This window comes from Prodigiosinella confusarubida, from assembly GCF_002847015.1.
In the GTDB taxonomy this organism is placed as follows: Bacteria; Pseudomonadota; Gammaproteobacteria; order Enterobacterales; family Enterobacteriaceae; genus Prodigiosinella; species Prodigiosinella aquatilis.
This window is the reverse complement of sequence record NZ_CP025085.1, coordinates 4,766,109-4,791,228: the sequence shown is the minus strand read 5'-3', so window position 1 is coordinate 4,791,228 and position 25,120 is coordinate 4,766,109. Positions and strand designations below refer to the sequence as shown.

The window sequence follows — 25,120 nt, the reverse complement described above, 5'->3', positions numbered from 1 at the left end:
GATGGATATCAGCATGACTTCTTATGAGAAGCGATCGCGGCGCGGCCGGGCGCTGGTGACATTTCTGCATCATCGCCCCGGATTTTATCTGGCGTTGCTACTGGTGCCGCCGCTGTTATGGTTCGGCGCAATCTATTTAGGCTCTCTGTTCGCGCTGTTGTGGCAGGGGTTTTATACCTTCGACGATTTCACCATGACGGTGTCTTCGACGCTGACCTTTGCCAATATCCGCGCGCTGTTTGACCCGGTCAATGCCGACATTATTTCTCGCACGGTGACGATGGCGCTGCTGGTGTCATTTTTCAGCGCTGTGCTGGCATTTCCCATTGCCTATTACATGGCGCGCTACATTACCGGCAAAAAGAAAGCGTTTTTCTATATCGCCATCATGATGCCGATGTGGGCTAGCTACATCATCAAAGCCTATGCGTGGACCTTATTGTTGTCGAAAGGCGGCGTGCTGCAATGGTTCCTCGAGCATCTGGGGCTGGAACCGTTGCTGACAGCCATGCTGAGTTTGCCGGGCATTGGCGGTAATACCCTCTCGACGTCCGGAATAGGCCGCTTCTGGGTGTTCGTCTATATCTGGCTGCCGTTTATGATCCTGCCAATTCAGGCAGCGCTGGAACGCCTGCCGCCGTCGATGATTCAGGCGTCGGAAGACTTAGGCGCGAGGCCGTGGCAGACGCTGCGTTATGTGATTTTCCCGCTGGCAGTGCCGGGTATTGCGGCCGGTTCGATCTTCACCTTTTCGCTGACGCTGGGGGATTATATTATCCCGCAACTGGTGGGGCCGCCGGGGTATTACATCGGCAATATGGTCTATTCGGAACAGGGGTCGATTGGCAATATGCCGATGGCGGCCGCCTTTACGCTAGTGCCCATCGTGCTGATTGCCATCTATCTGTCGCTGGTTAAACGATTGGGGGCTTTCGATGCACTCTAAACGCGCACCCTGGTTATTAAAATTGTCCGCGTGGGGCGGGCTGGTATTCCTGCATTTCCCGCTGTTTATCATCGCGGTGTATGCCTTTAATACTGAAGATGCGGCTTTCAGTTTCCCGCCCAAGGGCTTCACGCTGCACTGGTTCAGCGTGGCGGCCGGGCGCCATGACATTCTCGACGCGGTCTGGCTTTCGGTGCAAATCGCCTGTTACGCCACAATTATTGCCATGGTGCTGGGCACGCTGGCGGCGGCGGCACTGTACCGTCGTGATTTCTACGGCAAGAACAGTATCACGCTGTTGTTCATGTTGCCGATTGCCCTGCCTGGAATTATTACCGGGCTGGCACTGCTCAACGCCTTTCACGCCGCGCAAATCGAGCCGGGTATGCTGACGATTGTCATCGGCCACGCTACGTTTTGCATGGTGATTGTGTACAACAACGTCATCGCCCGTTTCCGCCGTATTACCCACAGCCTGATCGAAGCCTCGATGGATTTGGGGGCAGACGGTTGGCAGACCTTCCGCTACATCATTTTGCCCAATCTCAGCACGGCGCTGTTGGCGGGGGGGATGCTGGCGTTTGCGCTGTCTTTCGATGAAATCATTGTCACGACGTTCACTGCCGGTCACGAACGCACCTTACCTATCTGGCTGCTCAATCAGCTGGGGCGGCCGCGCGATGTGCCGGTCACTAACGTAGTGGCGCTGTGCCTGATGGTACTGACCATGTTCCCGATTTTGGGGGCATGGTATCTCACAAGAAACGGGTCGGATGTGGCCGGTGACGGAAAATAATAAGGAAACAACGATGCAAACTAACATGTTGATTAATGGTGAGCTGGTTGCCGGTGAAGGGGAGTCATTGCCAGTTTTCAACCCGCATACGGGGCAGGAGATTGTGCGTCTGGCGCAGGCTAGCGAACAGCAAACCACACAGGCGGTCGATCAGGCGCATACGGCGTTTACCGCCTGGGGGCAAACCACGCCGAAAACCCGTGCTGAGCTGCTGCTGGCGCTGGCTGCTCGCCTCGAAGCCAACGCTGAAACGCTGGCAAAACTGGAGTCTCTGAACTGCGGGAAACCTTATCATCTGGCGTTAAACGATGAAATTCCGGCGGTAGTGGATGTTTTTCGTTTCTTCGCCGGTGCCAGCCGTTGTCTGAATGGTTTAGCCAGCGGTGAATATCTGGCCGGGCACACATCAATGATCCGCCGTGACCCGTTGGGCGTGGTGGCGTCTATCGCGCCGTGGAATTACCCGCTGATGATGGTTGCATGGAAAATCGCACCCGCGCTGGCGGCCGGGAATTGCGTGGTGATCAAACCTTCTGAAATCACGCCGCTGACCGCGCTGAAACTGGGTGAACTGGCGCAGGATCTGTTTCCTGCGGGCGTGTTGAATGTGCTGTTCGGCGATGGAAAAACAGTTGGCAATACGCTGACGCACCACGATAAAGTCCGGATGATTTCGCTGACCGGCTCAGTGGCGACTGGCGAAAAGATTGTGGCGCAAGCCACCAGCGGCATCAAACGTACGCACATGGAGCTCGGCGGCAAAGCGCCAGTCATTGTTTTCGACGATGCGGATATTGAGCAGGTAGTGGAAGGCATACGGGCTTTCGGCTTCTATAACGCCGGCCAGGATTGCACCGCCGCGTGCCGTATCTACGCACAAAAAGGCGTGTATGAGCGTCTGGTATCGGCGCTCGGCGACGCGGTTTCGACCATTAAACTGGGCACTGACGAGAGTAGCGAAATGGGACCACTGGTGTCGGCCGCGCATTTAGAACGTGTCGAAGGTTTTGTGCAACGGGCCAAACAGTTACCGCATATTCAGGTGGTGACGGGTGGGGAACGGGTTTCTGGTGAAGGGTATTACTTTCAGCCAACGTTGTTGGCCGGCGCACATCAGGACGATGAGATCGTGCAGCGCGAAGTGTTCGGGCCAGTGGTCAGTGTGACCGAATTCGACACGGAAGAACAGGTGCTGGACTGGGCGAATGCGTCAAATTACGGGCTGGCATCGTCAGTGTGGACACAAAACATCGGCCGCGCGCACCGTCTGAGCGCACGTTTGCAATATGGCTGTACATGGGTGAATACGCATTTCATGCTGGTCAGCGAAATGCCACACGGTGGGCAGAAACAATCCGGTTATGGCAAAGACATGTCGATGTACGGGTTGGAAGATTACACCACGATCCGCCATGTCATGATTAAGCACTGATTCCATCAACAGAGCTGCGGGTTGCCACGCAGCCCTGTTGCCTATTTTCAAGGCAATGACTCACCAACCTGATTTTAATTTATATAACTCACAGTATTTCAGTCATGCCTGGTTTCCCGTGCCGATAAACCCACCTGTGAGAGCAAATGTTCCGCGTGCAGGGGGGTAGGCAGATGATGTCGTTAGTGATGTGGTGCCAGTTGGCGCAATAACTGCACCATATTCATGATGGCCGCTGAGCGTTCATGAGCACGCCATATAGCGGCAATTTGTGTGGTCAGGTGTGGGGTATCGACCTCATGATATGACACATTACCCGTCTGAATGCATGACAGCGATTTTGGAATGAAACTCACGCCAAACCCGCTGGCAACCATGCTGATAGTCGCGGTGATATGGGGCGCTAGCGGATTGATTTTGGGTTCATAGCCACCGAGATAGCAGGCACGGATAATCATGTCATACAGGCCGGGGCTGAGTTCCCGTGGGAAAATAATCAGTGGTTCCTGATTGAGGTCACTCAGTTGGATCTGTGTTTGTTGACTAAGTGGATGGTTATCAGGCAACACCAACTGCATGGGTTCATCAGTCAGTATCTCGCCATCAAACTCTTCGCCAATGTCACAGGGAAGCCGAACGAAAGCGATATCGGTATTCCGGTTCCTCAGACTCTCAAGAATCTGCTGAATATGCTCTTCTCTCGGTTGCAACTTAACACTGGGAAAGTGTTGGCGGTAGCGGCGCAGTAGCATCAATATCAACGGATGAAAAGTCACAGCGCAGGAAAAACCGACATTAATCGAGCCGCTTTCTCCCCGGGCGATACTGCGTACCCGGTCGATGGCTGAGTCGGTCAGTTGCAGAATATGGTTGGCATCCTGATAAAACGCCTCACCCGCTTCGGTCATTTCTACTCCTCGCGTCAGCCGTTTGAATAGCGGTGTCCCGATTTCCCGTTCCAGTTTTTGAATCTGTTGGCTCAACGGCGGCTGAGATATCCCCAGTATTTCTGCTGCCCGGGTGAAATGGTGCGTTGAAGCCACGGCAACAAAATAGCGCAGGTAACGTAGTTCCATATTTTTTCGATCTCCAAATAGCCACATCTCTATATTGGAACTTTGGTGACCATCGCGCCAATATTCAAGTTAATCATTAAATAAATTTAAGTTAACGTGATCGGGAGAAAAGGGATATGAAAGATTTCAACTGGGCTGATCCTTGTGTGGACGAGCTCACCAGTTTTGTGTCCCATCAGCATAGTCTCCACCCGGAGAGCGTTGTTTATCAAACATCATTAATGAGTGGACTTATTAATGGGGTTTATGAAGGAAGTAAAACCATGAAGGAGCTGCTGCAACAGGGTGATTTTGGATTAGGAACATTTAACCATCTGGATGGTGAGCTGGTGGCCTTCAATAGTCATATTTTCCAGCTTCGTTCAGACGGTAGTGCCCGTGCTGCCACGCCTTATCAAAAGACGCCCTTTGCAGTAATGACTTTTTTTAGACCAACAGAAAAAATGCACTTTGATCAGAAAATCAGCCGTGATGATCTTCATCGTCGTATTGACGATTTTATCGACACTGACAATCTGTTTTGTGCTCTGCGGATAGATGGCTGCTTTAGCCATGTTGTAACCCGCACAGTACCTCGCCAGGAACGCCCTTATAAACCGATGTTAGAAGCGATTGCCCAGCAACCCATGTTCAATTTTGAGCGTTGCCGGGGCAGCGTGATCGGTTTCCGTAGTCCTGCCTATGTTCAGGGGATTAATGTCGCCGGTTATCACGAACACTTTATTACCGATGACCGTCAGGGCGGCGGACACATCCTTGATTACCAACTGGAGGAAGGTGTTCTTACCTTCGGAACTATCACCAAATTGGTGCTAGACCTCCCCCAGAACAAGGATTTCCTGCGCGCCAACTTATCCCCGGAAGATCTCGATAGCGCTATTCATTCCGTTGAAAGCTAACCCGCTGGCAAGGTACTGAAAAGTAAGCACAATGAATCGCAGAGGATAACATCATGGAATACACCGGCGGCCAGCAGTTAGTTGCTGATAGAGAACAACCCATTGATAGAACAATGAATGTTGGCCAACAAAGGGGTATTGATCAACCCCGAAAACAGGATCAACCAGCAAACGGAGAGCCGCAACACTGGTCCAGTGGTGCGGAGTTGATAGTCAAACACCTGGAAAAGCAAGGGGTTAAGTATGTGTTTGGTATTCCTGGCGCTAAAATAGATCGTGTTTATGATGCATTGGTTGATTCAACCATCCAGACTATCCCGGTACGTCATGAGGCGAATGGCGCTTTTATGGCGGCGGCAATAGGACGTTTGACCGGGAAAGCCGGGGTGACAGTGGTAACATCAGGTCCCGGCTGCTCCAATCTGGTGACGGGATTGGCGACGGCGACGGCGGAAGGCGATCCGGTAGTGGCGATGGGCGGGGCGGTTAAGCGTGCGGATCGGCTGAAGCTCACCCATCAGAGTCTGGATACGGTTAGCCTGTTCCATCCGGTAACCAAGTTCAGCGCTGAAATCACCGCATCGTCTGCCATTTCTGAAGTGCTCGCCAATGCTTTTCGTGCGGCGGAATTTGGCCGTCCCGGTGCTGCGTTTATCAGTTTGCCGGAAGATATTATTAATGACCCGGCGACCGGTCCGATTTTGGCTTATCCACATTTGCCGACTTTTAATAGCGCACCCGCGGTTAATGTTGAACGGGTAGCTCGCATGATTGAAAAAGCGAAAAATCCGATTTTGTTGCTGGGATTAATGGCGAGCCGGCCTGAAAATGCACAGGCGTTACGCCGTTTGTTGCACCACAGTCAGTTGCCAGTGACCAGTACCTATCAGGCTGCTGGGGTCATTGACCAGCAACATTTCGACCATTTTGCCGGGCGAGTTGGCTTGTTCAATAATCAGGCGGGAGACAAGCTGTTACAGCAGGCAGATCTGATCATTACTGTGGGGTACAGTCCGATTGAATATGCGCCATCACTGTGGAACAGTGGTAACGCAACGCTGATACATATTGATGTTTTACCGGCCGAAATTGATACCGCGTATCGCCCGGATATTGAGCTGGTGGGCGATATCTGTATCACCATCGATATGCTTAATGAATATATTCACTCCCCTCTGCATCTTTCGTCGTCATCAATAGCCATTCTGGAAGAGCGTACCCAACTGCGCCAACAGTTGGCTGCACGCGGCATCGATATGAGCGGCTTTGCTATCCATCCGTTACGGTTGGTACGGGCGATGCAGGATTTGGTCAATAAGGATGTCACGTTGTGTGTGGATATGGGCAGTTTTCATATCTGGCTGGCGCGTTATCTGTATAGCTTCCGGGCGCGCCAGATTCTGATGACTAATGGTCAGCAAACGATGGGGGTGGCGCTGCCTTGGGCAATTGGCGCATCGCTGGTGAATCCGCATCAGAAGGTGGTTTCGGTATCGGGTGATGGTGGCTTTATGCAATCCAGTATGGAACTGGAAACCGCGGTACGTTTGCAGAGCAATATTCTGCATATCATCTGGGTTGATAACGCCTACAACATGGTTGAGATTCAGGAAGAGAAAAAATATCACCGTTCGTCAGGCGTGAAATTTGGCCCGATTGACTTCAAGGCTTATGCCGAAGCCTTTGGCGCCAAAGGATTTGCAGTAGAGTCCGCTGACGAGCTGGTAAGTAAGCTGTGGCAGGCGATGGATGTGCAAGGGCCTGCGGTGATTGCGATTCCGGTGGATTATTCCGACAACCATTACCTGATGGAGAATCTGAATATCAGTCAACTTATCTGAGCCCTTTTCGTTCAGTACCTACCTGCTGTCGTTATTGTAGCCTTTGAGTGCGACATTCCCGGTTGTCGTTATATCAACAAGAATACTTATCGCACGGCGCGTCTTACTTCATATAAGACGCGCATTTTTCTCAATATCAGAAGATGGACTGATACAGCGCTTTGATTTCTTCCACACTGGTGGAGCGTGGGTTGCCACCGGTGCAGACATCATCAAAGGCGGCTTGTGCCAATGCCGGAATATCTTCTTCTTTCACGCCAACCTGGCGCAGACGGGCGGGAATATCCACATCCTGCGACAGTTGCTTCACGGCTTGAATAGCGGCTTCCCTGGCTTTGGATATCGACATGTTCTGTACATCTTTCACTCCCATTGCCACTGCGATAGCGCGGAATTTCTCACCAGTATAGTCGGCGTTCCAGGCCATGATATGCGGCAGTAGAATCGCGTTGGCGACACCATGCGGTGTGTTATAGAACGCCCCCAGCGGGTGGGCCATTCCGTGTACCAACCCCAGACCGACGTTGGAGAAACCCATGCCGGCGATATACTGCCCCAGCGCCATTTCTTCCACCCCCTGAGCCTTGCCAGCCACAGAATCACGCAGTGAACGGCTGATAATTTCGATGGCCTTTATGTGCATCATATCCGTCAATTCCCAGGCACCTTTGGTGGTAAAACCCTCAATGGCGTGGGTTAACGCGTCAATACCGGTGGCTGCTTTCAGCGAGGCCGGCATGCTGGTCATCATATCGGCGTCAATAATGGCGACGATGGGAATGTCATGTGGATCCACACAGACGAATTTCCGTCGCTTTTCTTCATCAGTGATAACGTAGTTGATGGTAACTTCTGCTGCCGTACCCGATGTGGTAGGGATAGCAAAGATCGGCACACTGGGCCGTTTGGTTGCCGCCACGCCTTCCAGACTGCGAACATCGGCAAATTCCGGGTTATTGATAATAATGCCAATGGCTTTGCAGGTGTCCTGTGGTGAACCACCACCAATGGCAATCAGATAATCCGCTTTGCTGGCCTTAAAGTGCGCAACCCCATTCTGCACCACGCTGATGGTAGGGTTGGGCACGACTTCATCATATATTTCATAAGGTAACGATGCGTTGTCCAGCAGTGTGGTTACTTTACCCACTACGCCGTATTTGATCAGATCTTTGTCGGTAACCACTAACGCTTTTTTGAAATCCCGCCTTGTTACTTCCTCGACGAGGTGAGCGATCGCGCCACTACCAAAGTACGATGTCTCGTTCAGTATCATTCTATGTGTCATGGTGTATCTCCTTAACGTTTTGATTTTTAAAATTTCAGACTCAAAAATTCGATTTCCCACTGTATGGAGACCAGGTCGGCAGTGTCAGCGGGTTGTGATGGGTCGGCGATACCGACAGAGGTAAGTCGTTGTCTCCACCGACCCGTGCCTATATGTGAAAAGGACGTAATCTACCAATGACTCTAATCCTGTAATGTTTTGGCAAGTCAGGAAGTTTGTTTGGTATTGATGCAAATCAAACCCTAAGGGCAGCAAGATAAAGACCTGTGATCCCGGTATACAGAATGGTCCAGTTAACTAGACCGGGATAGGCAGGGAAGGCACCTGGAGGGGCGCATGATGTCTGTGCTCAACCCGTTTATGTCGATATTTAGCCAATGGGTACTACTACAAATAGTATGGTATTTACGCGCAGAGGTTACCTTCCGGCAATTGCCATTATCGGCAGGTGGGTGGCAGTCAGAAGAAGAAAGCGGGAGACGACGGAGCGGCTGTGGCTGCGAGCAGATCAGGTTTTTCAGTCTGGTTTTCATGGTACGGATTACGGTGCTGCCTTCGCTGATCACAATGAAGTACGCTTGCCTGAAATAATCTAATTTTGCCTGTTTTTCGCATTACTTTAAATAATGCGTTAACAATATATATGATTTATTTAAATTCCGTGTTTTTAATAAAAATCACTATAAAAAATCGATTAATTTATTTTTTATCTGTATAAAATACTTATTTTTATTATTTTAGTGGTGCTATTAACTGATATTGATAATCTAAAATTAATAGGAAAACATCATTATTATATAAATTAACTTATGACAATGGCAGTGGTGGCGAAACGATTTCGGTGGTAAGTTCAGTGCATAGATAACGTTTGCGTCGTGGTTTTATCTCTTTAAGGCGCAGCTAAGCAGAGGGAAAAGATGGCAAAGCAAACTCCGTTATATGAACAGCATGTGGCCGATGGGGCCAAGATGGTGGATTTTCACGGCTGGATGATGCCGCTGCATTATGGTTCCCAGTTAGAAGAACATCATACGGTGCGCAACAGTGCCGGGATGTTTGATGTGTCGCATATGACCATTGTCGATTTACGCGGTGCACGCACGCGTGAATTTCTACGCTATCTGCTGGCGAACGATGTTGCCAAACTCACCCAGCCGGGTAAAGCGCTGTATAGCGCTATGCTGCTGCCTTCTGGCGGCGTGATTGACGATTTGATCGTTTATTTCCTGACAGAAGACTATTTCCGTCTGGTAGTGAACTCCGCCACCCGTGACAAAGATCTGGACTGGATCAGCGAGCATGCTACGTCTTTCGGGGTTGATATTCAGGTGCGCGACGATCTGGCGTTGATCGCCATTCAGGGGCCGCAGGCACAGGAAAAAGTACAAGGTTTACTGACGGAAAAACAGCGTCAGCAGGTGGCAGGCATGAAGCCCTTTTTTGGCGTGCAGGCAGATGACTGGTTTATTGCCACGACGGGCTATACTGGCGAAGCGGGCTATGAGATCGCCCTGCCACAAGAACAGGTCGTCAGCACCTGGCAGCAGTTGTTGGCAGTGGGTGTTAAACCTTGTGGACTGGGGGCGCGCGACACACTACGTCTGGAAGCTGGTATGAATCTCTATGGTCAGGATATGGATGAAAGTATTTCACCACTGGCCGCTAATATGGGATGGACTATTGCCTGGCAGCCGGAAGATCGTCAGTTCATCGGCCGTGAAGCACTGGAGCTCCAGCGAGCTACCGGCACTGAGCAGTTGGTCGGGTTGGTCATGACGGAAAAAGGCGTGCTGCGTAATGAACTGCCGGTCCACTTTACCGATACCCACGGCGTCATGCAGGAAGGTGTTATCACCAGTGGTTCATTCTCGCCGACGTTGGGCGTCAGTATTGCGCTGGCGCGGGTACCCGCAGGTATTGGTGAAAACGCGATTGTTCAGATTCGTAATCGAGAAGTCTCCGTGCGAGTAACCAAACCGAATTTTGTCCGCGCAGGAAAATCGATTGTTCAGTATTAACCGTTTTGTGATGAATTGAAGGAGAGAGTGGCAATGAGCAATGTCCCGGCAGAGTTAAAATATACCACTTCGCACGAGTGGGTGATGGCGGAAGGTGATGGTATTTATAGTGTCGGTATCACGGAACACGCCCAGGAATTGTTGGGTGATATGGTGTTTCTCGATCTTCCTGAAATAGGAACGACCGTCGCTGTGGGTGAGGATTGTGCTGTTGCGGAATCGGTGAAAGCCGCATCGGATATTTATGCGCCGATCAGCGGTGAGATTGTGGCAATCAACGACGCGTTGGAAAGTACTCCCGAACTGGTTAACAGCGCACCTTATAGTGATGGTTGGCTGTTCCGCATCAAAGCTGCTGATGAGTCTGATCTGAACGAATTGCTTGATGCCAATGGATATCAGGCACTGTTGGAAGAAGACGAATAACCGTAACGCCCCGGGCGTCAAACGAACCGGGGCGTTTTATTGTGCCCGTTTGATTTTGTTTGATGCAGGAAATTTCCGTCATGACCCAGACTCTCAGTCAACTTGAACACGACAGCGCTTTTGTTGAACGTCACATCGGCCCGTCTGCCAGCCAGCAGCAACAGATGTTGGCGACTATCGGTGCCGAGTCACTGGATGCGCTTACCCGGCAGATTGTCCCTATTGATATTCAGTTACCCAGCCCGCCTGCGGTGGGAGCGGCGGTAACGGAACATCAGGCGCTGGCGGAGCTGAAAGCTATCGCTGGCCGCAATCAACGTTACAAAAGCTACATCGGAATGGGCTATCACGCCGTACTGATGCCACCGGTGATTCTGCGTAATGTGCTGGAAAATCCAGGTTGGTACACCGCTTATACGCCGTATCAACCGGAAGTGTCGCAAGGACGACTGGAAGCGTTGCTGAATTTCCAACAGGTGACTCAAGACCTGACTGGCCTGGATCTGGCCTCGGCCTCATTGCTGGATGAAGCGACTGCGGCGGCAGAAGCGATGGCAATGGCTAAGCGCGTCAGCAAACTCAAGCAGGCAAACTGCTTTTTTGTAGCGGATGATGTGCATCCGCAGACGTTGGATGTGGTGCGCACCCGCGCCCGGACATTGGGTTTTGAAGTTGTCACCGGCAAGGCGCAGGATGCGCTGGAACATGAAGATGTGTTTGGTGTGCTGTTACAACAGTGTGGGACGACCGGCGAACTGCATGATTACAGCGCGCTGATGGCCGATCTGAAAAAACGAAAGGTTATCAGTTGTATGGCTGCCGATATCATGGCGCTGGTGTTGTTGGCCGCACCAGGCAAACAAGGCGCCGATATGGTGTTTGGTTCGGCCCAGCGTTTTGGCGTACCAATGGGATACGGCGGTCCGCATGCGGCATTTTTTGCCTGCAATGACGAATACAAACGCGCCATGCCAGGGCGACTCATTGGCGTGTCCCGTGATGCCGCCGGTAACACGGCGCTGCGCATGGCGATGCAGACCCGGGAACAGCATATCCGCCGTGAAAAGGCCAACTCCAACATTTGTACATCGCAGGTATTGCTGGCGAACATCGCCGGAATGTATGCGGTTTATCATGGCCCTGAAGGGTTGGCGCGGATTGCCCAACGTATTCATCGCCTGACGGATATTCTGGCTTATGGCTTGCAACAACGTGGTTTGGCGCTGCGTCATCAAACCTGGTTTGACACCATTACCGTTGACGTGGTTGATAAAGCCGCGGTGTTGAGTCGGGCGCAACATTTTGGCATCAATTTACGCAATGATCTGAACGGTGCGGTGGGTATCGCGTTGGATGAAGCCACCAGCCGTGATGACGTATTAACGCTGTTTGCCGTTCTGTTGGGTGATAATCACGGGTTGAACATTGATACGCTCGATGCCGCCGTCAGCGCTCAGTCAGCGTCTATTCCCGCAGCGTTATGGCGGAATGACGCCATCCTGACCCATCCGGTTTTCAACCGTTACCACAGCGAAACCGAAATGATGCGTTATCTGCATCGTCTGGAGAGCAAGGATCTGGCGCTGAATCAGGCGATGATCCCGTTGGGTTCCTGCACCATGAAACTTAATGCGGTAGCAGAAATGCTGCCGATTACCTGGCCGGAATTTGCCGAGCTGCATCCATTCTGCCCACCAGAGCAGGCGCTGGGATATCGTCAGTTGATCGAACAGCTTTCCGGCTGGTTGGTACAGTTGACTGGCTATGACGCCATTTGCATGCAGCCGAACTCCGGGGCGCAGGGTGAATATGCCGGTATGCTGGCGATTCGTCGCTATCATGAAAGTCGTAACGACGCGGCGCGTACTATCTGTTTAATCCCCAGTTCAGCCCACGGCACCAACCCGGCTTCTGCACATATGGCGGGAATGGACGTGGTGGTGGTGGCCTGTGACAAACAGGGCAATATCGATCTGCACGATCTACGGGAAAAAGCCCAGCTGGCGGATGATCATCTTGCCTGCATTATGGTGACGTATCCGTCTACTCATGGTGTGTATGAAGAAACCATCCGTGAAGTATGTCAGATTGTGCATCAGTATGGCGGTCAGGTGTATCTGGATGGCGCCAACATGAACGCCCAGGTCGGCATTACCACACCTGGCTACATCGGTGCTGATGTATCGCATCTCAACCTGCATAAAACCTTCTGTATTCCGCATGGCGGCGGTGGGCCGGGTATGGGACCGATTGGTGTGAAAGCCCATCTGGCCCCGTTCGTTCCGGGCCATACCGTGGTAACAATGGATGGCATGCTGACGCAGCAAGGCGCCGTTTCTGCCGCGCCGTTTGGCAGTGCGTCAATTCTGCCGATCAGCTGGATGTATATCCGCATGATGGGCGCGGAAGGATTGAAGCAGGCCAGTCAGGCGGCGATTCTGAATGCCAACTACGTGGCAGCCCGGCTGAATGAGGCTTATCCCGTGTTGTACACCGGCCGTGGCGGACGCGTGGCGCATGAATGTATTCTGGATATCCGTCCGCTGAAGGAGAGTAGTGGTATCAGTGAAATGGACATTGCCAAGCGCTTGATCGACTACGGTTTCCATGCCCCAACCATGTCATTCCCGGTGGCAGGGACGTTGATGATTGAGCCCACGGAGTCTGAAAGTCAGACTGAGCTGGACCGCTTTATTGACGCCATGCTGGCGATTCGGGAAGAGATTGAGCGTGTAGTCAGTGGCGAATGGCCGCTGGATGACAACCCGTTGGTTAACGCGCCGCATACGCAAACCGAACTGGCTGGCGACTGGCAACACACATACAGTCGTGAACTGGCGGTATTCCCGGCTGGACAGAGCCACAAATACTGGCCGGCAGTGAAGCGTCTGGATGACGTTTACGGCGACCGTAACCTGTTCTGCTCCTGTGTACCGATGAGCGACTATGAGTAACGGCGAGTAGATTTAACGGCGGTTAATACAGTTTGTGTCTGACTGAGTTGTTAAATGCCAAGACTGAAAAAGCGAACTGAAAGGTTCGCTTGAGTTTGATGACAACGTCTCTATAGCGGCGATAATGAGAAGATCGTAAAGACGCTGCAAGTACCTCCCTGTAAGCTCAAGCCGCGCCATCCCTGGCGCGGATGCTTTACTCTTCTCTCTCATTATCACCGTTCTGACGTTATACGTAGGTTTGTCAACGGTCTGAAGCGAACTGAAAGGTTCGCTTTTTTGGTTTTAATTTGTGTCTGCCTCAATGTGGGTTTGCGAAATCAAAAAGGTCAGTAGAGAAGTATCATCATGGTGGCATATCTGTATTTCGGTATTCAAGGTCAACATGAAAGTCGATAAATTGCTTCAGGACTTCATTATTAGCGGTGGGTTTGATCTATTGCAATTGTAGCGGTCAATCAAAAAACAGCACGTTCTCAACATGGCCTGATCGCATATGGGCATCGACCAGAGCAATACCGGTGCGGGGTTCTTTCACTCCCTGTGAGCGTTGCGTGAGAATGTCGAACTCTTCGACGACCTGAGTAGGAACGTTGACATTTCAGCCGGAAATTGCCAATAGTGTATCAATTAACTCTGCCCTGGTTTGTGCTTCCGTTTGACTCATTTAACTGGCCTCAAAAAACTCTTCGTCAATTTTCTTCATGTGTAGTACCTGCTCATCACGGCTGCCGATGTTGTAACGCAACATGAGTTTGGCTAACTCTTTGCCATTAATTAGTACAATACGCGTAGATAAATCTTTGGCGGTTTGTACTGCTGATGGCGTGAAATCTGACGTAGTAATGAAAATCCCTTTCTGTGCTTTTTTAAGGTTCAATGCGCCACCAAAGTTGCGGATATCGCTGGCACTAATGTTGTTGCCTTCGGCATAGCGTTTGGCTTGTATGTATATTTGGTCAACTCCTAACGGGTCTTGGTTAATTACACCATCAATACCGTTATCGCCAGATTTTCCTAATGCTTGGGCCGCGCCTTCGCCACTACCGCCATAGCCCATGGCAAGTAAAAGCTCGATTAGTAGCGTTTCAAAAAACGCGGGGGACACTTTTCTGGTGCGAGAACGTATCTCTTCAGTCAGAGCTTCGTTAATACGTTTATATGCATTTAACAACGCTTCATCAGGTGTGATATCGCTCTCGGTATCAATTCCGGGTTCATAGATTTGTGTTGGCTGAAGTTCTATCTCATTACTTTTTTGCTTAAAGGCCACAAACTCATCAAATTGCTTTAAGTAGTCGTTATTGATCTCTACGTTGGGGTCTTTCAGTGCATCGATACCACGAGAAGTGATGATAAAGTGAGCTCTGCGGGGCGAATCTAGCATCCCTGCTTTGATCAAATAGGTTTTGGCCCACCCAACACGATTATCGAGTACCGGTTGTTTGCCACTAGGCAGGGTTTCAACACGCTCTTCTTCAGTTAAACCAAACTGGTTTGCAAGCTGATTGATAACATCCCGCAGTTTAACTTCCTGTCCACGAGCATTATGGGCAATCTCAAGAAAAGGCTGCATAAATTGCTGGTAACTTGGTATCACGTCCAGTCCTTTTTTCTGTGAAGGTATCAGGTGTTTTCCGTCAACATTGTAAATCTGTAAGGTCGTGACACCAGCGGAATTTCCGGTGTTGCCGCAGGGTTTACGGTTTCTATTGGGTTAGGTAAATGATGACTTCTTATCGGAACACACAAACCTGAGTAGATGGTCACACCTAACATGATGAGGATATGAGAAAAATGTGTAGGGCTCAATGACATCCATAGCAATTACTTGCCTGGTTTCTTTCACTCATGAGCAAATCACCGCCCATATCGGGTTTTAAGCGATACCGCCCCCCGATAGCAAATCAGATTCCAGCACGGTGGTCGGAATCCGATTTACCTTCTGTTCAAGCATGAGAAAGCCGACTACTTCAGCCACCCTTTGCTCTGTGCGACTTCTAGGTGCTGTTTCATGTGTTGCCACAATTCAGGATTGATATCGTTGATAAAGGTGTTGCGGGCCAATACCTGCTCCAGCCGAATACCGTTTTCCACCCAGCTCTGACCACCATTATGCAAATTCATCAGGACTGGCATGATGCGGTCAATCATCAGCGCAAATTGGGCGCTGGCTGTTTCCCCGGTTTCATATTCCTGCCATAACTGCTGGAAATAATGTCGTTGCGGTTCCGGCAGCAGGCCGAAGATACGTGCGGCGGCGGCAACTTCCTGCTGATGTACCGCAGCGCGAGCGGGCAAGTCGTAGACCAGAACATCACCTGCGTCGATTTCAACGATGTCGTGGATTAACGCCATCTGAATGACGCGTTGAATATCCACGTTTTTTCCCGCGTAAGGTGCCAGACTCATTACCGCGACGGCAAAGTGCCAGCTATGTTCAGCGGAGTCTTCATGGCGTGATGTGCCGATCACTTTTGAACGGCGTTGCACGCTTTTTAACTTGTCAATTTCCATTAAAAACCCGACTACGTCGGTCAGGGAACCAAAATTCAATACGGTTGAAGCAAGAGACATCCAGGTAACCTCCGGCAATAAAAACCCATCAATTGTAGGGGAAGCGAGTGGAGATTAATACGAGTGATGGTTGCCATTAGGTGATGAAGTTGGATCAGCTGATTTATTTTAGCTTACACGTGTACACTGAAATTATTCTCAGTTAAGCTGTTCATGGTTTGTGCGTCGCAGACGCAAAAATGTCTTTGACGAGATGCGAGATTGCGCGCAGTACCAGAGGTTGGCAATGACAAAGAAAATATGGGGCTTGGATTATTCGTTGGCAGAAGAAATTGCCAACAGCATTAGCCACGGGATTGGCTGTGTATTCGGTATCGTCGGGTTGGTGTTGCTACTGGTGCAGGCGGTGGGCAATGGTGATAATACCTTGGCCATTACCAGTTACAGCCTGTACGGCGGTAGTTTGATTCTGCTGTTTCTGGCTTCAACACTTTATCATGGCATTTCTCATCCACGGGCAAAACTCTGGCTGAAGAAGTTTGATCACTGTGCCATCTATTTGCTGATAGCTGGAACCTATACGCCGTTTCTGTTGGTGGGATTGAATACCCCGTTGGCTGACGGGTTGATGATTGTCATCTGGAGCATGGCGTTGTTGGGTGTGATATTCAAGCTGGCGTTCGCACACCGTTTTGAAGTGCTGTCATTAATGACGTATCTGGTTATGGGTTGGTCGTCGCTGGTTGTCATCTACCAGTTGGTGATGAAGATTTCTGCCGGCGGTATTACACTACTGGTTATCGGTGGCGCGTTTTATACGCTGGGCGTTATCTTCTATGTATGCAAGCGTATTCCCTTCAACCATGCTATCTGGCACGGTTTTGTGCTGGGCGGCAGTCTGTGTCATTTTCTGGCGATCTATTTGTATGTCTGATTCCGTGCCTTGGCTGGTCACCAAGCTCATTATTTCCGTGACCATGAGCTTGATGACCAATATCCGGTTATTCTTCCAGTGAATACGGTAACGGTTGGATTGCCAACTGACTGCCGATGTCTTCACGTACCCGTAGCACACTGTCGACCTCAAGATCGTTATTCAGTATTGCCTGTACCCACAGCGTCCCATCCTGTAGTCGACAGGCGGCCAGTACGGTGCCGGTACGCCGCCAATTTTCACCCATCTGTAGTTCAAGACTGTCACCCGTTACCGGCACGATAGCCGCATTGCCCGAAAGCCAATAGAGGGCGCGTTTGTTGGCACCACGGTACTTGGCCCGTGCCACCATTTCCTGCCCGGCATAACATCCCTTGCTAAAGCTAATACCTTGTAACGCCTGTAGATTGGTCGCCTGTGGGATGAACTGTGCGCTGTTTGCGCTGTCAATAATTGGCTGGCCGGCTTCTATTTCCAGTGCCAACCATTGATGGCTGTTGTTGAGTCGAATGTTGTCTCCCAACGTTTCCAACAGGGAGGTCGCCCGTTCAACCGAAAGGACCAACAGAAAACGTTCGGTAGGCAACGTAAAATGCAGCAATGTAGCGCCCGGCAGTTGTACTACGGTGTTTTTTGCATCAGGCAGCGTATCGAACTCTGGCGCGATGAGTTCGCGGATATGCTGCCCGGCGGCAGCTAGCAGCACCACGTTGTCCTCGGCGGTGAAGGTGGTTTTTGAGAAGACGGCGTATTTTTTCAGCTCGTTTAGTTGGGTCTCGAGCACGCTACGGCGTTCGATATATGCCATACCGTCAGCGTAGTGGAACAGACGCAAGTCGCTCCACATTTTTCCTTTGGCGTCGCAGTGGGCGCACAGGACGTGTTGTTCCGCCGTCAGTGCCGCGACATCCGTAGTAACCTGTCCTTGCAGGTATTTGACGGTATCCGGTCCAGACAGGGTGACCAGCCCCCAGTCTTCCAGCGACATCAGAGTGGCGGGCAGTTGGGATGAAGCAAACAGTGGTTGTGATGAAAAAGGAAGCGGCTTAGCCATATTACCATCCTGCGGTGAGGTGCTTTAAGCGAATGACTTCATGGTAAAAGAGCGGCGACACTTTGCAAGCGGTTATTGGTTTATAAATGGCCATGGGTTTACCACGCTTATTTTCGATGCAGTTCGCAAGACATAAATGTATGGGAATCAATGCTGCGGTAAAATATGTCAAAGTGTTACTATTAGTTGAATACCACCGGATGAAATCGGGTTACACTACCGCTTCTCATCGCGGCTGGCGGTTATCACCAAGATACAGTAGGCAAAGAGCATGGATATCGATAATAAACCACGTATTCACTGGGCGTGTCGACGCGGAATGCGTGAGCTGGATATTTCAATCATGCCGTTTTTTGAGCATGACTATGACACACTGAGTGACGACGATAAGCGTAATTTTATCCGTCTATTGCAGTGCGACGATCCCGATCTGTTCAACTGGCTGATGAATCACGGCGAGCCAACGGATCAGGGCTTGAAGCATATGGTTTCCCTTATTCAAACGCGAAATAAAAACCGTGGTCCAGTGGCAATGTAATTTGCGGGTTTCCTGGCGTATGCAGCTTTTCTCGTTGCTGGCGCACGGATTATTGGTGTTGCTGATTTTGCTGGCTCCTTGGCCAGATGGTTATATGTCTGTCTGGCTGGGGCTGGTGACATTGGTGATGTTTGGTTTTATTCGCAGTCAACGGAATATTAAATCCCGGCATGGGGAGATTGTGCTATATAACGAAAACCATCTGCGTTGGCAGCACCGGGAATGGCAAATAACAAAACGTCCGTGGGTATTGAAAAACGGTATCCTGTTATCGTTGCGCACGACAGAGGGTAAAGGCCCGCGTCGCCGCAGTTTATGGCTGGCGTCGGACAGTATGAGGAACGAGGAGTGGCGTCATTTGTGTCATTTGCTGTTGCAGCATAAGAACTGGCAGAGTGATCGCCTGATGTAAAATGGTTTTCTGCGCCTTGCCGGCGTCTGTAATTTCCCTGCCTGGCCCGGTTCCTTCCCATTACTATCAATACTGTTGATACACTTTTTGCCCACCTGCATGATGTCTTGTGGCTGGGCGTTTACAGAAAAATGACGGCAATGATTTACGGGGAGCACCGCAGCAGGTATCTTACGCGCCGTTCAATGAGAGAGAAGCTGATGACCACGCCCGCTGATAAAACTGTTCTGCACTCCCGTAATCGCCATCGCAGCCGTTATGATTTTACTGCGCTGAAACAAAGTCATCCGGCGTTGATACCGTTCGTGAAAGTAAATGCTCACGGTGATGAATCGGTTGATTTTGCCGACCCACAGGCGGTTAAAACGCTGAACCAGGCGTTATTGCACCATTTTTACCAGATTGAGCATTGGATTATCCCGGCAGACTTTCTCTGCCCGCCGGTGCCGGGGCGCGCGGATTATATTCATTACCTGGCTGATTTGCTGGCCGAGGATAATCAATCTGTCATACCACGTGATGCATCAATCCTGGATATTGGCTGTGGTGCCAATTGTATCTACCCATTGATTGGTCATCGAGAGTATGGCTGGCGTTTTACTGCAAGTGAGATTAATCCTCAGGCGATGCAGGCGGCGAATGCCACCATTGAGGCGAACCCCGGTCTTAATCGTGCTATTCGGTTACGCCGTCAGAAAAACAGTAACGCGATCCTGACGGGGATCATCCACAAGAGTGAATCGTTTGATGCCGTTCTGTGTAACCCGCCATTCCATGCGTCAGCCGCCGATGCCCGACAAGGCTCGCAGCGTAAACTCCATAATCTTGGGCTGGACAAAAATTCGCCGCTGAATTTCGGTGGTCAACAGGATGAACTGTGGTGTGAAGGTGGAGAGAAAGCCTTTATCAGCCAGATGATCCATGAAAGCGCCGGTTTTGCCCGGCAGTGTCTGTGGTTTACGTCACTGGTTTCCCGTAAAGAAAACCTGCCAGATCTTTATCGTGCGCTGGACAGTGTGGGCGTCGAAAAAGTGCGGACCATCAATATGGCGCAGGGACAGAAACAAAGCCGCTTTGTGGCCTGGAGCTTCTTTGATACGTCAGCGCGTGCAAGATGGTTTCAAAAACGTTAGTCATTTACCGGGAAAATAGCTGCAAACCGTAGCGGAGTCGGATTTCAGGGTGAGAACGAGAGGTTTTGGCCGGGGCCTCGACGCGTGTCGGGCCCGTGTATAGAGGTTCTTTCGTGATGGCGTTGTTGTCGAACACAACGCATCGCGTGATGTGGTATCAGAGCCTGGTATTCACAGCAGTGCCGCCATTTCCAGCAAAATCTGTTCACACCATTGCTGAAGGCGTTCATCGCTCAGGTCATATTGATTCACTTCATCCAGCGCCAGTCCGACAAAATGTTTACCCTCCGCCGTTAATGCTTTCGGACTGATGAATTCATAACCTTCGGTCGGCCAGTAGCCGATAAATTTCACACCCAGTGGCTGCAATTGGTCATGCAACATGCCCAACGCATCAAGAAACCATTCGCTATACCCTAGCTGGTCGCCCATGCCATATAACGCCACGATTTTTCCCCGTAGATTCAGCTCGGGAAGCTGGGCCCAGATAGCCTCCCAATCTTCCTGAATTTCGCCAAAATCCCAGGTGGGAATGCCGAGAATCAGGATGTCGTACTCTTCCATGCGTTGCGGGGCGACATCTTTAACATTGTTCAGTTCAACCAGTTCTTCACCCAGAATGTCACGGATTTTCTCTGCCGCCATTTCTGTGTAGCACGTGCTGGAACCGTAAAAAAGACCGATATTCATAAGCAGTTGATGATTGTTGAATGGATGAAGGATACCGTTTACCACGATGTACAGAACGGTGTTATGGCCGCTAGCCTAACGGAATATCCGGTGTTCGTATAGACGAAATGATGATGTGATTCAGGAAGCAGTGAAGGCAGTAACGTCTTCACCGGAGTTTGATGACAACGTCTATATAGCGGCGATAATGCGAAGATCGTAAAGACGCTGCAAGTACCTCCCTGTAAGCTCAAGCCGCGCCATCCCTGGCGCGGATGCTTTACTCCTCTTCCTCATTATCACCGTTCTGACGTTCTACGTAGGTTTGTCAACGGTCTGCGGTGAAGGCAGTAACGCCTTCACCGTGAAGATTAATCGAACGAGTGATGGCGAGTTTCTTTGGTCAGCAATAAGGCAATCAGCGTTAATGATGCCATCGCGGCCAGATAAACACCCACATAGAACAATCCATAGTGGTTGGTCAGCCAGGCGGCGATATAGGGTGCAACGGAAGCGCCCAGAATGGATGAGACGTTATAGGAAAACGATGCGCCGGTATAACGCACTTCCGTGGGGAACAGTTCCGGCAGCAGAGCACCCATCGGGCCAAAGGTTAATCCCATCATGCTCAGCCCGCACACCAGAAATGCCATGATCAGTATTTGATTACCCGAGCCCAGCAGAGAAGGGAAAACCATCGCGAACATCAGCATTGCGCAGGTTATCACGATCATGGTTTTGCGGCGGCCAAAAATGTCCGCCAGATGGCCGGCTATCGGGATCGTCAGGCCAAAACCAATGACCGCAATCATCAACATCCACAGAAAGTTATTACGTGGAATACCCAGACCGACAGGGACTGGTGTAGTGCCATATGTCATGGAGTACACAGTCATGATGTAGAACAGCGTATAGGTGGCCAACATGATGAAAGTGCCGAGAATTGTTGCTTTTAGGTGTTTATTTAACAGCGTACCTATCGGGATACGTACCTGCTTCCCGGCTTTGACCGCTTTGGCAAACACTGGTGTTTCATGCAGGGAAACTCGAACATAAAGACCGATGATGACCAGCACTGCGGAGAAAATAAACGGTACACGCCAGCCCCAGTTCATAAACTGCTCGTTGGTCAGTCCCCAGGAGAGTAGCAGGAAGGTGCCGTTAGCGAAGAAAAAGCCAATTGGCGCACCTAACTGTGGGAATGAACCATACAGCGCGCGTTTATGCGCGGGGGCGTTTTCTGTTGCCAGCAGGGCGGCACCACCCCATTCACCACCTAACCCCAGACCTTGTCCGAAGCGGGCCAGTGCCAGCAGCAATGGTGCCATAACGCCGATAGACGCATAGCTCGGTAACAGGCCGATAAGCACGGTGGAAATACCCATGGTTAATAGTGATGCGACCAGTGTGGCTTTTCGTCCTATGCGGTCGCCAAAATGGCCGAACAGCGCCGAGCCAATGGGGCGCGCTATGAAGGCAATGGCAAAGGTGGCCAGTGATTGTAGCGTGGCTGCCGCGGCATCGCCCTGAGGGAAGAAAATATGCGGAAATATCAGCACTGCCGCAGTGGCATAGATATAAAAATCGAAAAATTCGATCGCGGTACCGATCAATGAAGCCACCACAACTTTGTTACGGGAATTAACCGGTGTGGCAAGAGCGTCATTTTCGATGGTGGATGTGATGGAGGCTTGCATAAGTTTTTCTTTTTTTTAACATACGAACGCGCATTCTATGCATAGAAAAAACTTCTTTTCAAACTCGGCTAACGTTGGTCGCCAGGCCTTGTAGGGCGCGTATCCCGGAAGATTGGGAAATGGTGAAACATAATTCCTTAACGTCTGGTTTTTGCCACAGGATGTTACAAATATGAGCGTTATTGCCGAATTGTACCCCGTTCATGCTTGTGGAAAATAATGGTGGGAAATTGACAGGCAAGGGTTGGTAATAGGGAACGGCCGGTTCTGATGAGAAACGATACGCTTTGACCGGTGAAACCGTCTCGGGTGTACAGCCGTCCCTGGCTGTTGAACAACGACTAATAGCTGGTTTTTTGCTGCGTTGCAGCGGCTGTGGCGGGTTTGAACTGCGCCAGACGCGCATCCAGCGCCTGTGTATAGAGCATGGTATCTACGCCAACCGCTACAAAATTGGCTCCCCAGGCAATACATCGCTTCGCCATGTCGACATCTACCGCCAGAAAACCGGCGGCTTTGCCAGCGGCGCGAATGCGTCGGATACTCTGTTCGATAATTCGCTGTACTTCCGGGTGGCCTGAATTATCGGGGTAGCCCAGCGACGCAGAGAGATCGGCGGGACCGATAAAAATACCGTCAATGCCTTCTACTTCCAGCAGCTCGTCCAGATTATCCAGCGCGGTTTTACTTTCCGCCTGAATCAGCAGACACAGCTCTTCATTGGCTTTCGCCATATAGTTTTCTACTCTGCCCCAACGTGCGGCACGGGCAACGCTGGCGCCGACGCCACGTATGCCATGCGGCGGATAACGGGTCGCTGATACCACGTCCCGCGCCTGTTCAGCGGTATCCACCATGGGGATCAGCAAGGTACGCGCACCGATATCCAGTACCTGCTTGATGACACTGCATTGTCCTTCTACCGGGCGGATAACGGGTTGGCTACGATAGGGCGCAATGGCCTGGAGCTGATGATAGAGATCCTGCACCGTGTTGGGTGCGTGTTCTCCATCGATCAGTAGCCAGTCGTAAGATGATGTTGCGGCTATCTCTGCCAGATAAGACGATGTACTGCTGAGCCACAGGCCGATTTGTACCTCTCCATTCTGGAGTCCCCGTTTGAACGGGTTGGCTAATACCTTGTTGTTTAAGGCATCCTTTTCTAATTCACTGTTCATAATAATCCTTACTTCAGGTGGTACTTTAGCGATTGACCTGGGTCGTCAGCGTTGCTCTTTTTGTCACACTCAGGGTGAGAATAATCAATGCGCCAACAATCGCGACGCCTGCGAGGGCCAATAGTCCGGCAGCACTGCTATGGAAGAACGATTCGGCATTAACACGGATAAGTGGTGCCAGAAAACCGCCAACTGCGCCGAATAAATTGACAAAACCAATCCCTGCCGCCAGTGCCGTACCGGAAAGCAACTGCGTCGGCATGGTCCAGAACACCGGTTGTACGGCGATACACCCGACTGCTGCCACACACAAGGCGATCATCGCCAATATAGGGCTGACGAGGCCGGAAATACCGATACCGAATGCCGCTGCCAGTAGCGTCATCGCGGCGAGGTTGCGACGGTTGCCGGTTTTATCAGAGTAATAGGGAATAAGTAACGTACCAAACAGCGATGCTATCCAGGGAATGGCGGCAACCAGAGAGACGATAAAGCCGACTTTGGTGCCCATCAGCGCTGCTACCTGCGTCGGCAGGAAGAAGATCAATCCATATACTGCAATCTGAATGGTCATGTAAATAATGGCTAATTGCCAGACCCGACCATTGGTGATGGCATCGGTAAAACGAGAGGCGGTTTTTTTCTCCTCTTCCCCTGCCAACTGGGTGATTAATGCCTGTTTTTCTTCTGCGCTGAGGAAGCGTGCCTGTTGTGGTGTGTCATCAAGATAGAAGAATGTCACTAGTCCGGCAATTACCGCTAGTCCGCCTTCGATGATGAACATCCAGTACCAGCCAGGATGCCCCATAAAACCATGCATCTCCAGTAGTGCGCCGGATAGCGGGGAACCCAACGTCAACGCCAGCGGCGCCCCCATGTAAAATAGTCCCATGATCCTGGCTCGATGGTTTTGTGGGAACCATTGCGAGGTCAGATAAATCATGCCAGGAAAGAAGCCAGCTTCCGCCGCACCCAATAGGGTACGTATGAGCAAGAATTTGGCTTCACTATCAGCATATCCCATCACGGCGGAGAGCAAACCCCATACCAGGGCGGTGCTCCCAATCCAGCGACGAGCTCCCCATTTGCGCATCAACAGGTTGGCTGGGACGCCGAGGAAGGCGTACACCACAAAGAAAATACCAGCACCCAGTGCATACGCTTCGTTGCTCAGACCGGTATCAAGCTGATAAGCCTCTTTGGCGAATCCGATATTGGAGCGATCGAGAAATGCCAGGATGTATAACGACAACATGAACGGAATCAACCGCGCACGGTTCTTCTTCACCGCACTTTCCAGAACGGTATTCAT

The 25,120-nt window shown here is 51.0% G+C and carries 22 protein-coding genes; 13 read left to right on the top strand and 9 right to left on the bottom strand.

All coding sequences use genetic code 11. From position 1 onward, the window contains the following. Positions 1 to 13: 13 nt before the first annotated feature. The 3 genes from CWC46_RS21845 to CWC46_RS21835 are packed head-to-tail and all read left to right on the top strand — an operon-like array spanning position 14 to position 3,174. Positions 14 to 946, top strand: coding sequence for an ABC transporter permease (locus tag CWC46_RS21845; protein ID WP_173861220.1), 933 nt, complete (start codon positions 14 to 16; stop codon positions 944 to 946). Continuing rightward, a complete protein-coding gene (locus CWC46_RS21840; protein WP_021014417.1) occupies positions 936 to 1,742 on the top strand; it encodes an ABC transporter permease in 807 nt (268 codons plus the stop codon). The genes CWC46_RS21845 and CWC46_RS21840 overlap by 11 nt, the downstream gene beginning before the upstream one ends. Before the next feature lie 13 nt (positions 1,743 to 1,755). Then, a complete protein-coding gene (locus tag CWC46_RS21835; RefSeq protein ID WP_021014418.1) occupies positions 1,756 to 3,174 on the top strand; it encodes a gamma-aminobutyraldehyde dehydrogenase in 1,419 nt (472 codons plus the stop codon). A gap of 182 nt (positions 3,175 to 3,356) precedes the next feature. On the opposite strand, the gene CWC46_RS21830 is transcribed toward CWC46_RS21835, so the two are convergent. After that, positions 3,357 to 4,250, bottom strand: coding sequence for a LysR family transcriptional regulator (locus CWC46_RS21830; protein ID WP_021014419.1), 894 nt, complete (start codon positions 4,248 to 4,250; stop codon positions 3,357 to 3,359). Between the two features lie 116 nt (positions 4,251 to 4,366). On the opposite strand from CWC46_RS21830, the gene budA reads away from it, so the two are divergent. Continuing rightward, the gene (budA, locus tag CWC46_RS21825) at positions 4,367 to 5,149 is read left to right on the top strand and encodes an acetolactate decarboxylase (RefSeq protein WP_021014420.1); all 783 of its coding nucleotides are present in this window, start codon (positions 4,367 to 4,369) and stop codon (positions 5,147 to 5,149) included. A gap of 53 nt (positions 5,150 to 5,202) precedes the next feature. Continuing rightward, positions 5,203 to 6,990 (top strand): acetolactate synthase AlsS, encoded by a 1,788-nt coding sequence (gene alsS, locus CWC46_RS21820; protein ID WP_021014421.1) that lies wholly within the window; start codon positions 5,203 to 5,205, stop codon positions 6,988 to 6,990. 136 nt (positions 6,991 to 7,126) lie between these two features. On the opposite strand, the gene fucO is transcribed toward alsS, so the two are convergent. Further along, entirely contained in the window at positions 7,127 to 8,278 is a 1,152-nt protein-coding gene (fucO, locus tag CWC46_RS21815; protein ID WP_021014422.1) for a lactaldehyde reductase, read from the bottom strand. A 336-nt stretch (positions 8,279 to 8,614) separates the two neighbouring features. Between fucO and CWC46_RS21810 the strand changes: the two genes are divergently transcribed. The 4 genes from CWC46_RS21810 to gcvP all read left to right on the top strand — a co-directional run bounded on the left by CWC46_RS21810 (position 8,615) and on the right by gcvP (position 13,676). Next, the gene (locus tag CWC46_RS21810; protein WP_021014423.1) at positions 8,615 to 8,869 is read left to right on the top strand and encodes a hypothetical protein; all 255 of its coding nucleotides are present in this window, start codon (positions 8,615 to 8,617) and stop codon (positions 8,867 to 8,869) included. 326 nt (positions 8,870 to 9,195) lie between these two features. Continuing rightward, positions 9,196 to 10,296, top strand: coding sequence for a glycine cleavage system aminomethyltransferase GcvT (gene gcvT, locus CWC46_RS21805; protein WP_021014424.1), 1,101 nt, complete (start codon positions 9,196 to 9,198; stop codon positions 10,294 to 10,296). 33 nt (positions 10,297 to 10,329) lie between these two features. Next, positions 10,330 to 10,722, top strand: a complete 393-nt coding sequence (gcvH, locus tag CWC46_RS21800; protein WP_021014425.1) for a glycine cleavage system protein GcvH — start codon at positions 10,330 to 10,332, stop codon at positions 10,720 to 10,722. Between the two features lie 80 nt (positions 10,723 to 10,802). Beyond that, positions 10,803 to 13,676 carry an aminomethyl-transferring glycine dehydrogenase gene (gene gcvP / locus CWC46_RS21795; protein WP_021014426.1) on the top strand — a complete coding sequence of 958 codons (2,874 nt, stop codon included), beginning with the start codon at positions 10,803 to 10,805 and terminating at the stop codon, positions 13,674 to 13,676. Between the two features lie 667 nt (positions 13,677 to 14,343). Here the strand turns inward: gcvP and CWC46_RS21790 are convergent. Both CWC46_RS21790 and CWC46_RS21785 read right to left on the bottom strand, forming a co-directional pair. Beyond that, a complete protein-coding gene (locus CWC46_RS21790; protein WP_021014427.1) occupies positions 14,344 to 15,276 on the bottom strand; it encodes a restriction endonuclease in 933 nt (310 codons plus the stop codon). A 368-nt stretch (positions 15,277 to 15,644) separates the two neighbouring features. Beyond that, complete coding sequence (locus CWC46_RS21785; RefSeq protein WP_021014428.1) at positions 15,645 to 16,253, bottom strand: HD domain-containing protein; 609 nt, start codon at positions 16,251 to 16,253, stop codon at positions 15,645 to 15,647. Between the two features lie 226 nt (positions 16,254 to 16,479). On the opposite strand from CWC46_RS21785, the gene trhA reads away from it, so the two are divergent. Next, positions 16,480 to 17,127: a PAQR family membrane homeostasis protein TrhA gene (gene trhA, locus CWC46_RS21780; RefSeq protein WP_021014429.1), complete on the top strand. Its 648-nt coding sequence runs from the start codon at positions 16,480 to 16,482 to the stop codon at positions 17,125 to 17,127. A gap of 67 nt (positions 17,128 to 17,194) precedes the next feature. Here the strand turns inward: trhA and ygfZ are convergent, their stop codons facing one another. Continuing rightward, complete coding sequence (gene ygfZ / locus CWC46_RS21775) at positions 17,195 to 18,181, bottom strand: tRNA-modifying protein YgfZ (RefSeq protein WP_021014430.1); 987 nt, start codon at positions 18,179 to 18,181, stop codon at positions 17,195 to 17,197. A gap of 271 nt (positions 18,182 to 18,452) precedes the next feature. Here ygfZ and sdhE point away from each other — a divergent pair, with 271 nt between their 5' ends. The 3 genes from sdhE to rlmF all read left to right on the top strand — a co-directional run bounded on the left by sdhE (position 18,453) and on the right by rlmF (position 20,264). Next, positions 18,453 to 18,719 (top strand): FAD assembly factor SdhE, encoded by a 267-nt coding sequence (sdhE, locus tag CWC46_RS21770; RefSeq protein ID WP_021014431.1) that lies wholly within the window; start codon positions 18,453 to 18,455, stop codon positions 18,717 to 18,719. Continuing rightward, on the top strand, positions 18,700 to 19,131 hold the full coding sequence (locus CWC46_RS21765) for a protein YgfX (protein ID WP_037380577.1): 432 nt from the start codon (positions 18,700 to 18,702) through the stop codon (positions 19,129 to 19,131). The genes sdhE and CWC46_RS21765 overlap by 20 nt, the downstream gene beginning before the upstream one ends. A gap of 200 nt (positions 19,132 to 19,331) precedes the next feature. Beyond that, the gene (rlmF, locus tag CWC46_RS21760; RefSeq protein WP_021014433.1) at positions 19,332 to 20,264 is read left to right on the top strand and encodes a 23S rRNA (adenine(1618)-N(6))-methyltransferase RlmF; all 933 of its coding nucleotides are present in this window, start codon (positions 19,332 to 19,334) and stop codon (positions 20,262 to 20,264) included. 171 nt (positions 20,265 to 20,435) lie between these two features. Here the strand turns inward: rlmF and fldB are convergent, their stop codons facing one another. From fldB to CWC46_RS21740, 4 genes are all read right to left on the bottom strand, one after another. Beyond that, complete coding sequence (gene fldB, locus CWC46_RS21755) at positions 20,436 to 20,954, bottom strand: flavodoxin FldB (protein WP_021014434.1); 519 nt, start codon at positions 20,952 to 20,954, stop codon at positions 20,436 to 20,438. Positions 20,955 to 21,304: 350 nt separating this feature from the next. After that, positions 21,305 to 22,630, bottom strand: coding sequence for an MFS transporter (locus tag CWC46_RS21750; RefSeq protein ID WP_021014435.1), 1,326 nt, complete (start codon positions 22,628 to 22,630; stop codon positions 21,305 to 21,307). Positions 22,631 to 22,971: 341 nt separating this feature from the next. Next, the gene (gene yfaU, locus CWC46_RS21745; protein WP_021014436.1) at positions 22,972 to 23,808 is read right to left on the bottom strand and encodes a 2-keto-3-deoxy-L-rhamnonate aldolase; all 837 of its coding nucleotides are present in this window, start codon (positions 23,806 to 23,808) and stop codon (positions 22,972 to 22,974) included. A 25-nt stretch (positions 23,809 to 23,833) separates the two neighbouring features. After that, on the bottom strand, positions 23,834 to 25,120 hold the full coding sequence (locus CWC46_RS21740) for an MFS transporter (RefSeq protein WP_021014437.1): 1,287 nt from the start codon (positions 25,118 to 25,120) through the stop codon (positions 23,834 to 23,836).

Coding starts and splice junctions, on each gene's coding strand:
- CWC46_RS21845 (WP_173861220.1), top strand. CDS start 14: ATGACTTCTTATGAGAAGCGATCGCGGCGCGGCCGGGCGCTGGTGACA.
- CWC46_RS21840 (WP_021014417.1), top strand. CDS start 936: ATGCACTCTAAACGCGCACCCTGGTTATTAAAATTGTCCGCGTGGGGC.
- CWC46_RS21835 (WP_021014418.1), top strand. CDS start 1,756: ATGCAAACTAACATGTTGATTAATGGTGAGCTGGTTGCCGGTGAAGGG.
- CWC46_RS21830 (WP_021014419.1), bottom strand. CDS start 4,250: ATGGAACTACGTTACCTGCGCTATTTTGTTGCCGTGGCTTCAACGCAC.
- budA (WP_021014420.1), top strand. CDS start 4,367: ATGAAAGATTTCAACTGGGCTGATCCTTGTGTGGACGAGCTCACCAGT.
- alsS (WP_021014421.1), top strand. CDS start 5,203: ATGGAATACACCGGCGGCCAGCAGTTAGTTGCTGATAGAGAACAACCC.
- fucO (WP_021014422.1), bottom strand. CDS start 8,278: ATGACACATAGAATGATACTGAACGAGACATCGTACTTTGGTAGTGGC.
- CWC46_RS21810 (WP_021014423.1), top strand. CDS start 8,615: ATGATGTCTGTGCTCAACCCGTTTATGTCGATATTTAGCCAATGGGTA.
- gcvT (WP_021014424.1), top strand. CDS start 9,196: ATGGCAAAGCAAACTCCGTTATATGAACAGCATGTGGCCGATGGGGCC.
- gcvH (WP_021014425.1), top strand. CDS start 10,330: ATGAGCAATGTCCCGGCAGAGTTAAAATATACCACTTCGCACGAGTGG.
- gcvP (WP_021014426.1), top strand. CDS start 10,803: ATGACCCAGACTCTCAGTCAACTTGAACACGACAGCGCTTTTGTTGAA.
- CWC46_RS21785 (WP_021014428.1), bottom strand. CDS start 16,253: ATGTCTCTTGCTTCAACCGTATTGAATTTTGGTTCCCTGACCGACGTA.
- trhA (WP_021014429.1), top strand. CDS start 16,480: ATGACAAAGAAAATATGGGGCTTGGATTATTCGTTGGCAGAAGAAATT.
- ygfZ (WP_021014430.1), bottom strand. CDS start 18,181: ATGGCTAAGCCGCTTCCTTTTTCATCACAACCACTGTTTGCTTCATCC.
- sdhE (WP_021014431.1), top strand. CDS start 18,453: ATGGATATCGATAATAAACCACGTATTCACTGGGCGTGTCGACGCGGA.
- rlmF (WP_021014433.1), top strand. CDS start 19,332: ATGACCACGCCCGCTGATAAAACTGTTCTGCACTCCCGTAATCGCCAT.
- fldB (WP_021014434.1), bottom strand. CDS start 20,954: ATGAATATCGGTCTTTTTTACGGTTCCAGCACGTGCTACACAGAAATG.
- CWC46_RS21750 (WP_021014435.1), bottom strand. CDS start 22,630: ATGCAAGCCTCCATCACATCCACCATCGAAAATGACGCTCTTGCCACA.
- yfaU (WP_021014436.1), bottom strand. CDS start 23,808: ATGAACAGTGAATTAGAAAAGGATGCCTTAAACAACAAGGTATTAGCC.
- CWC46_RS21740 (WP_021014437.1), bottom strand. CDS start 25,120: ATGAATACCGTTCTGGAAAGTGCGGTGAAGAAGAACCGTGCGCGGTTG.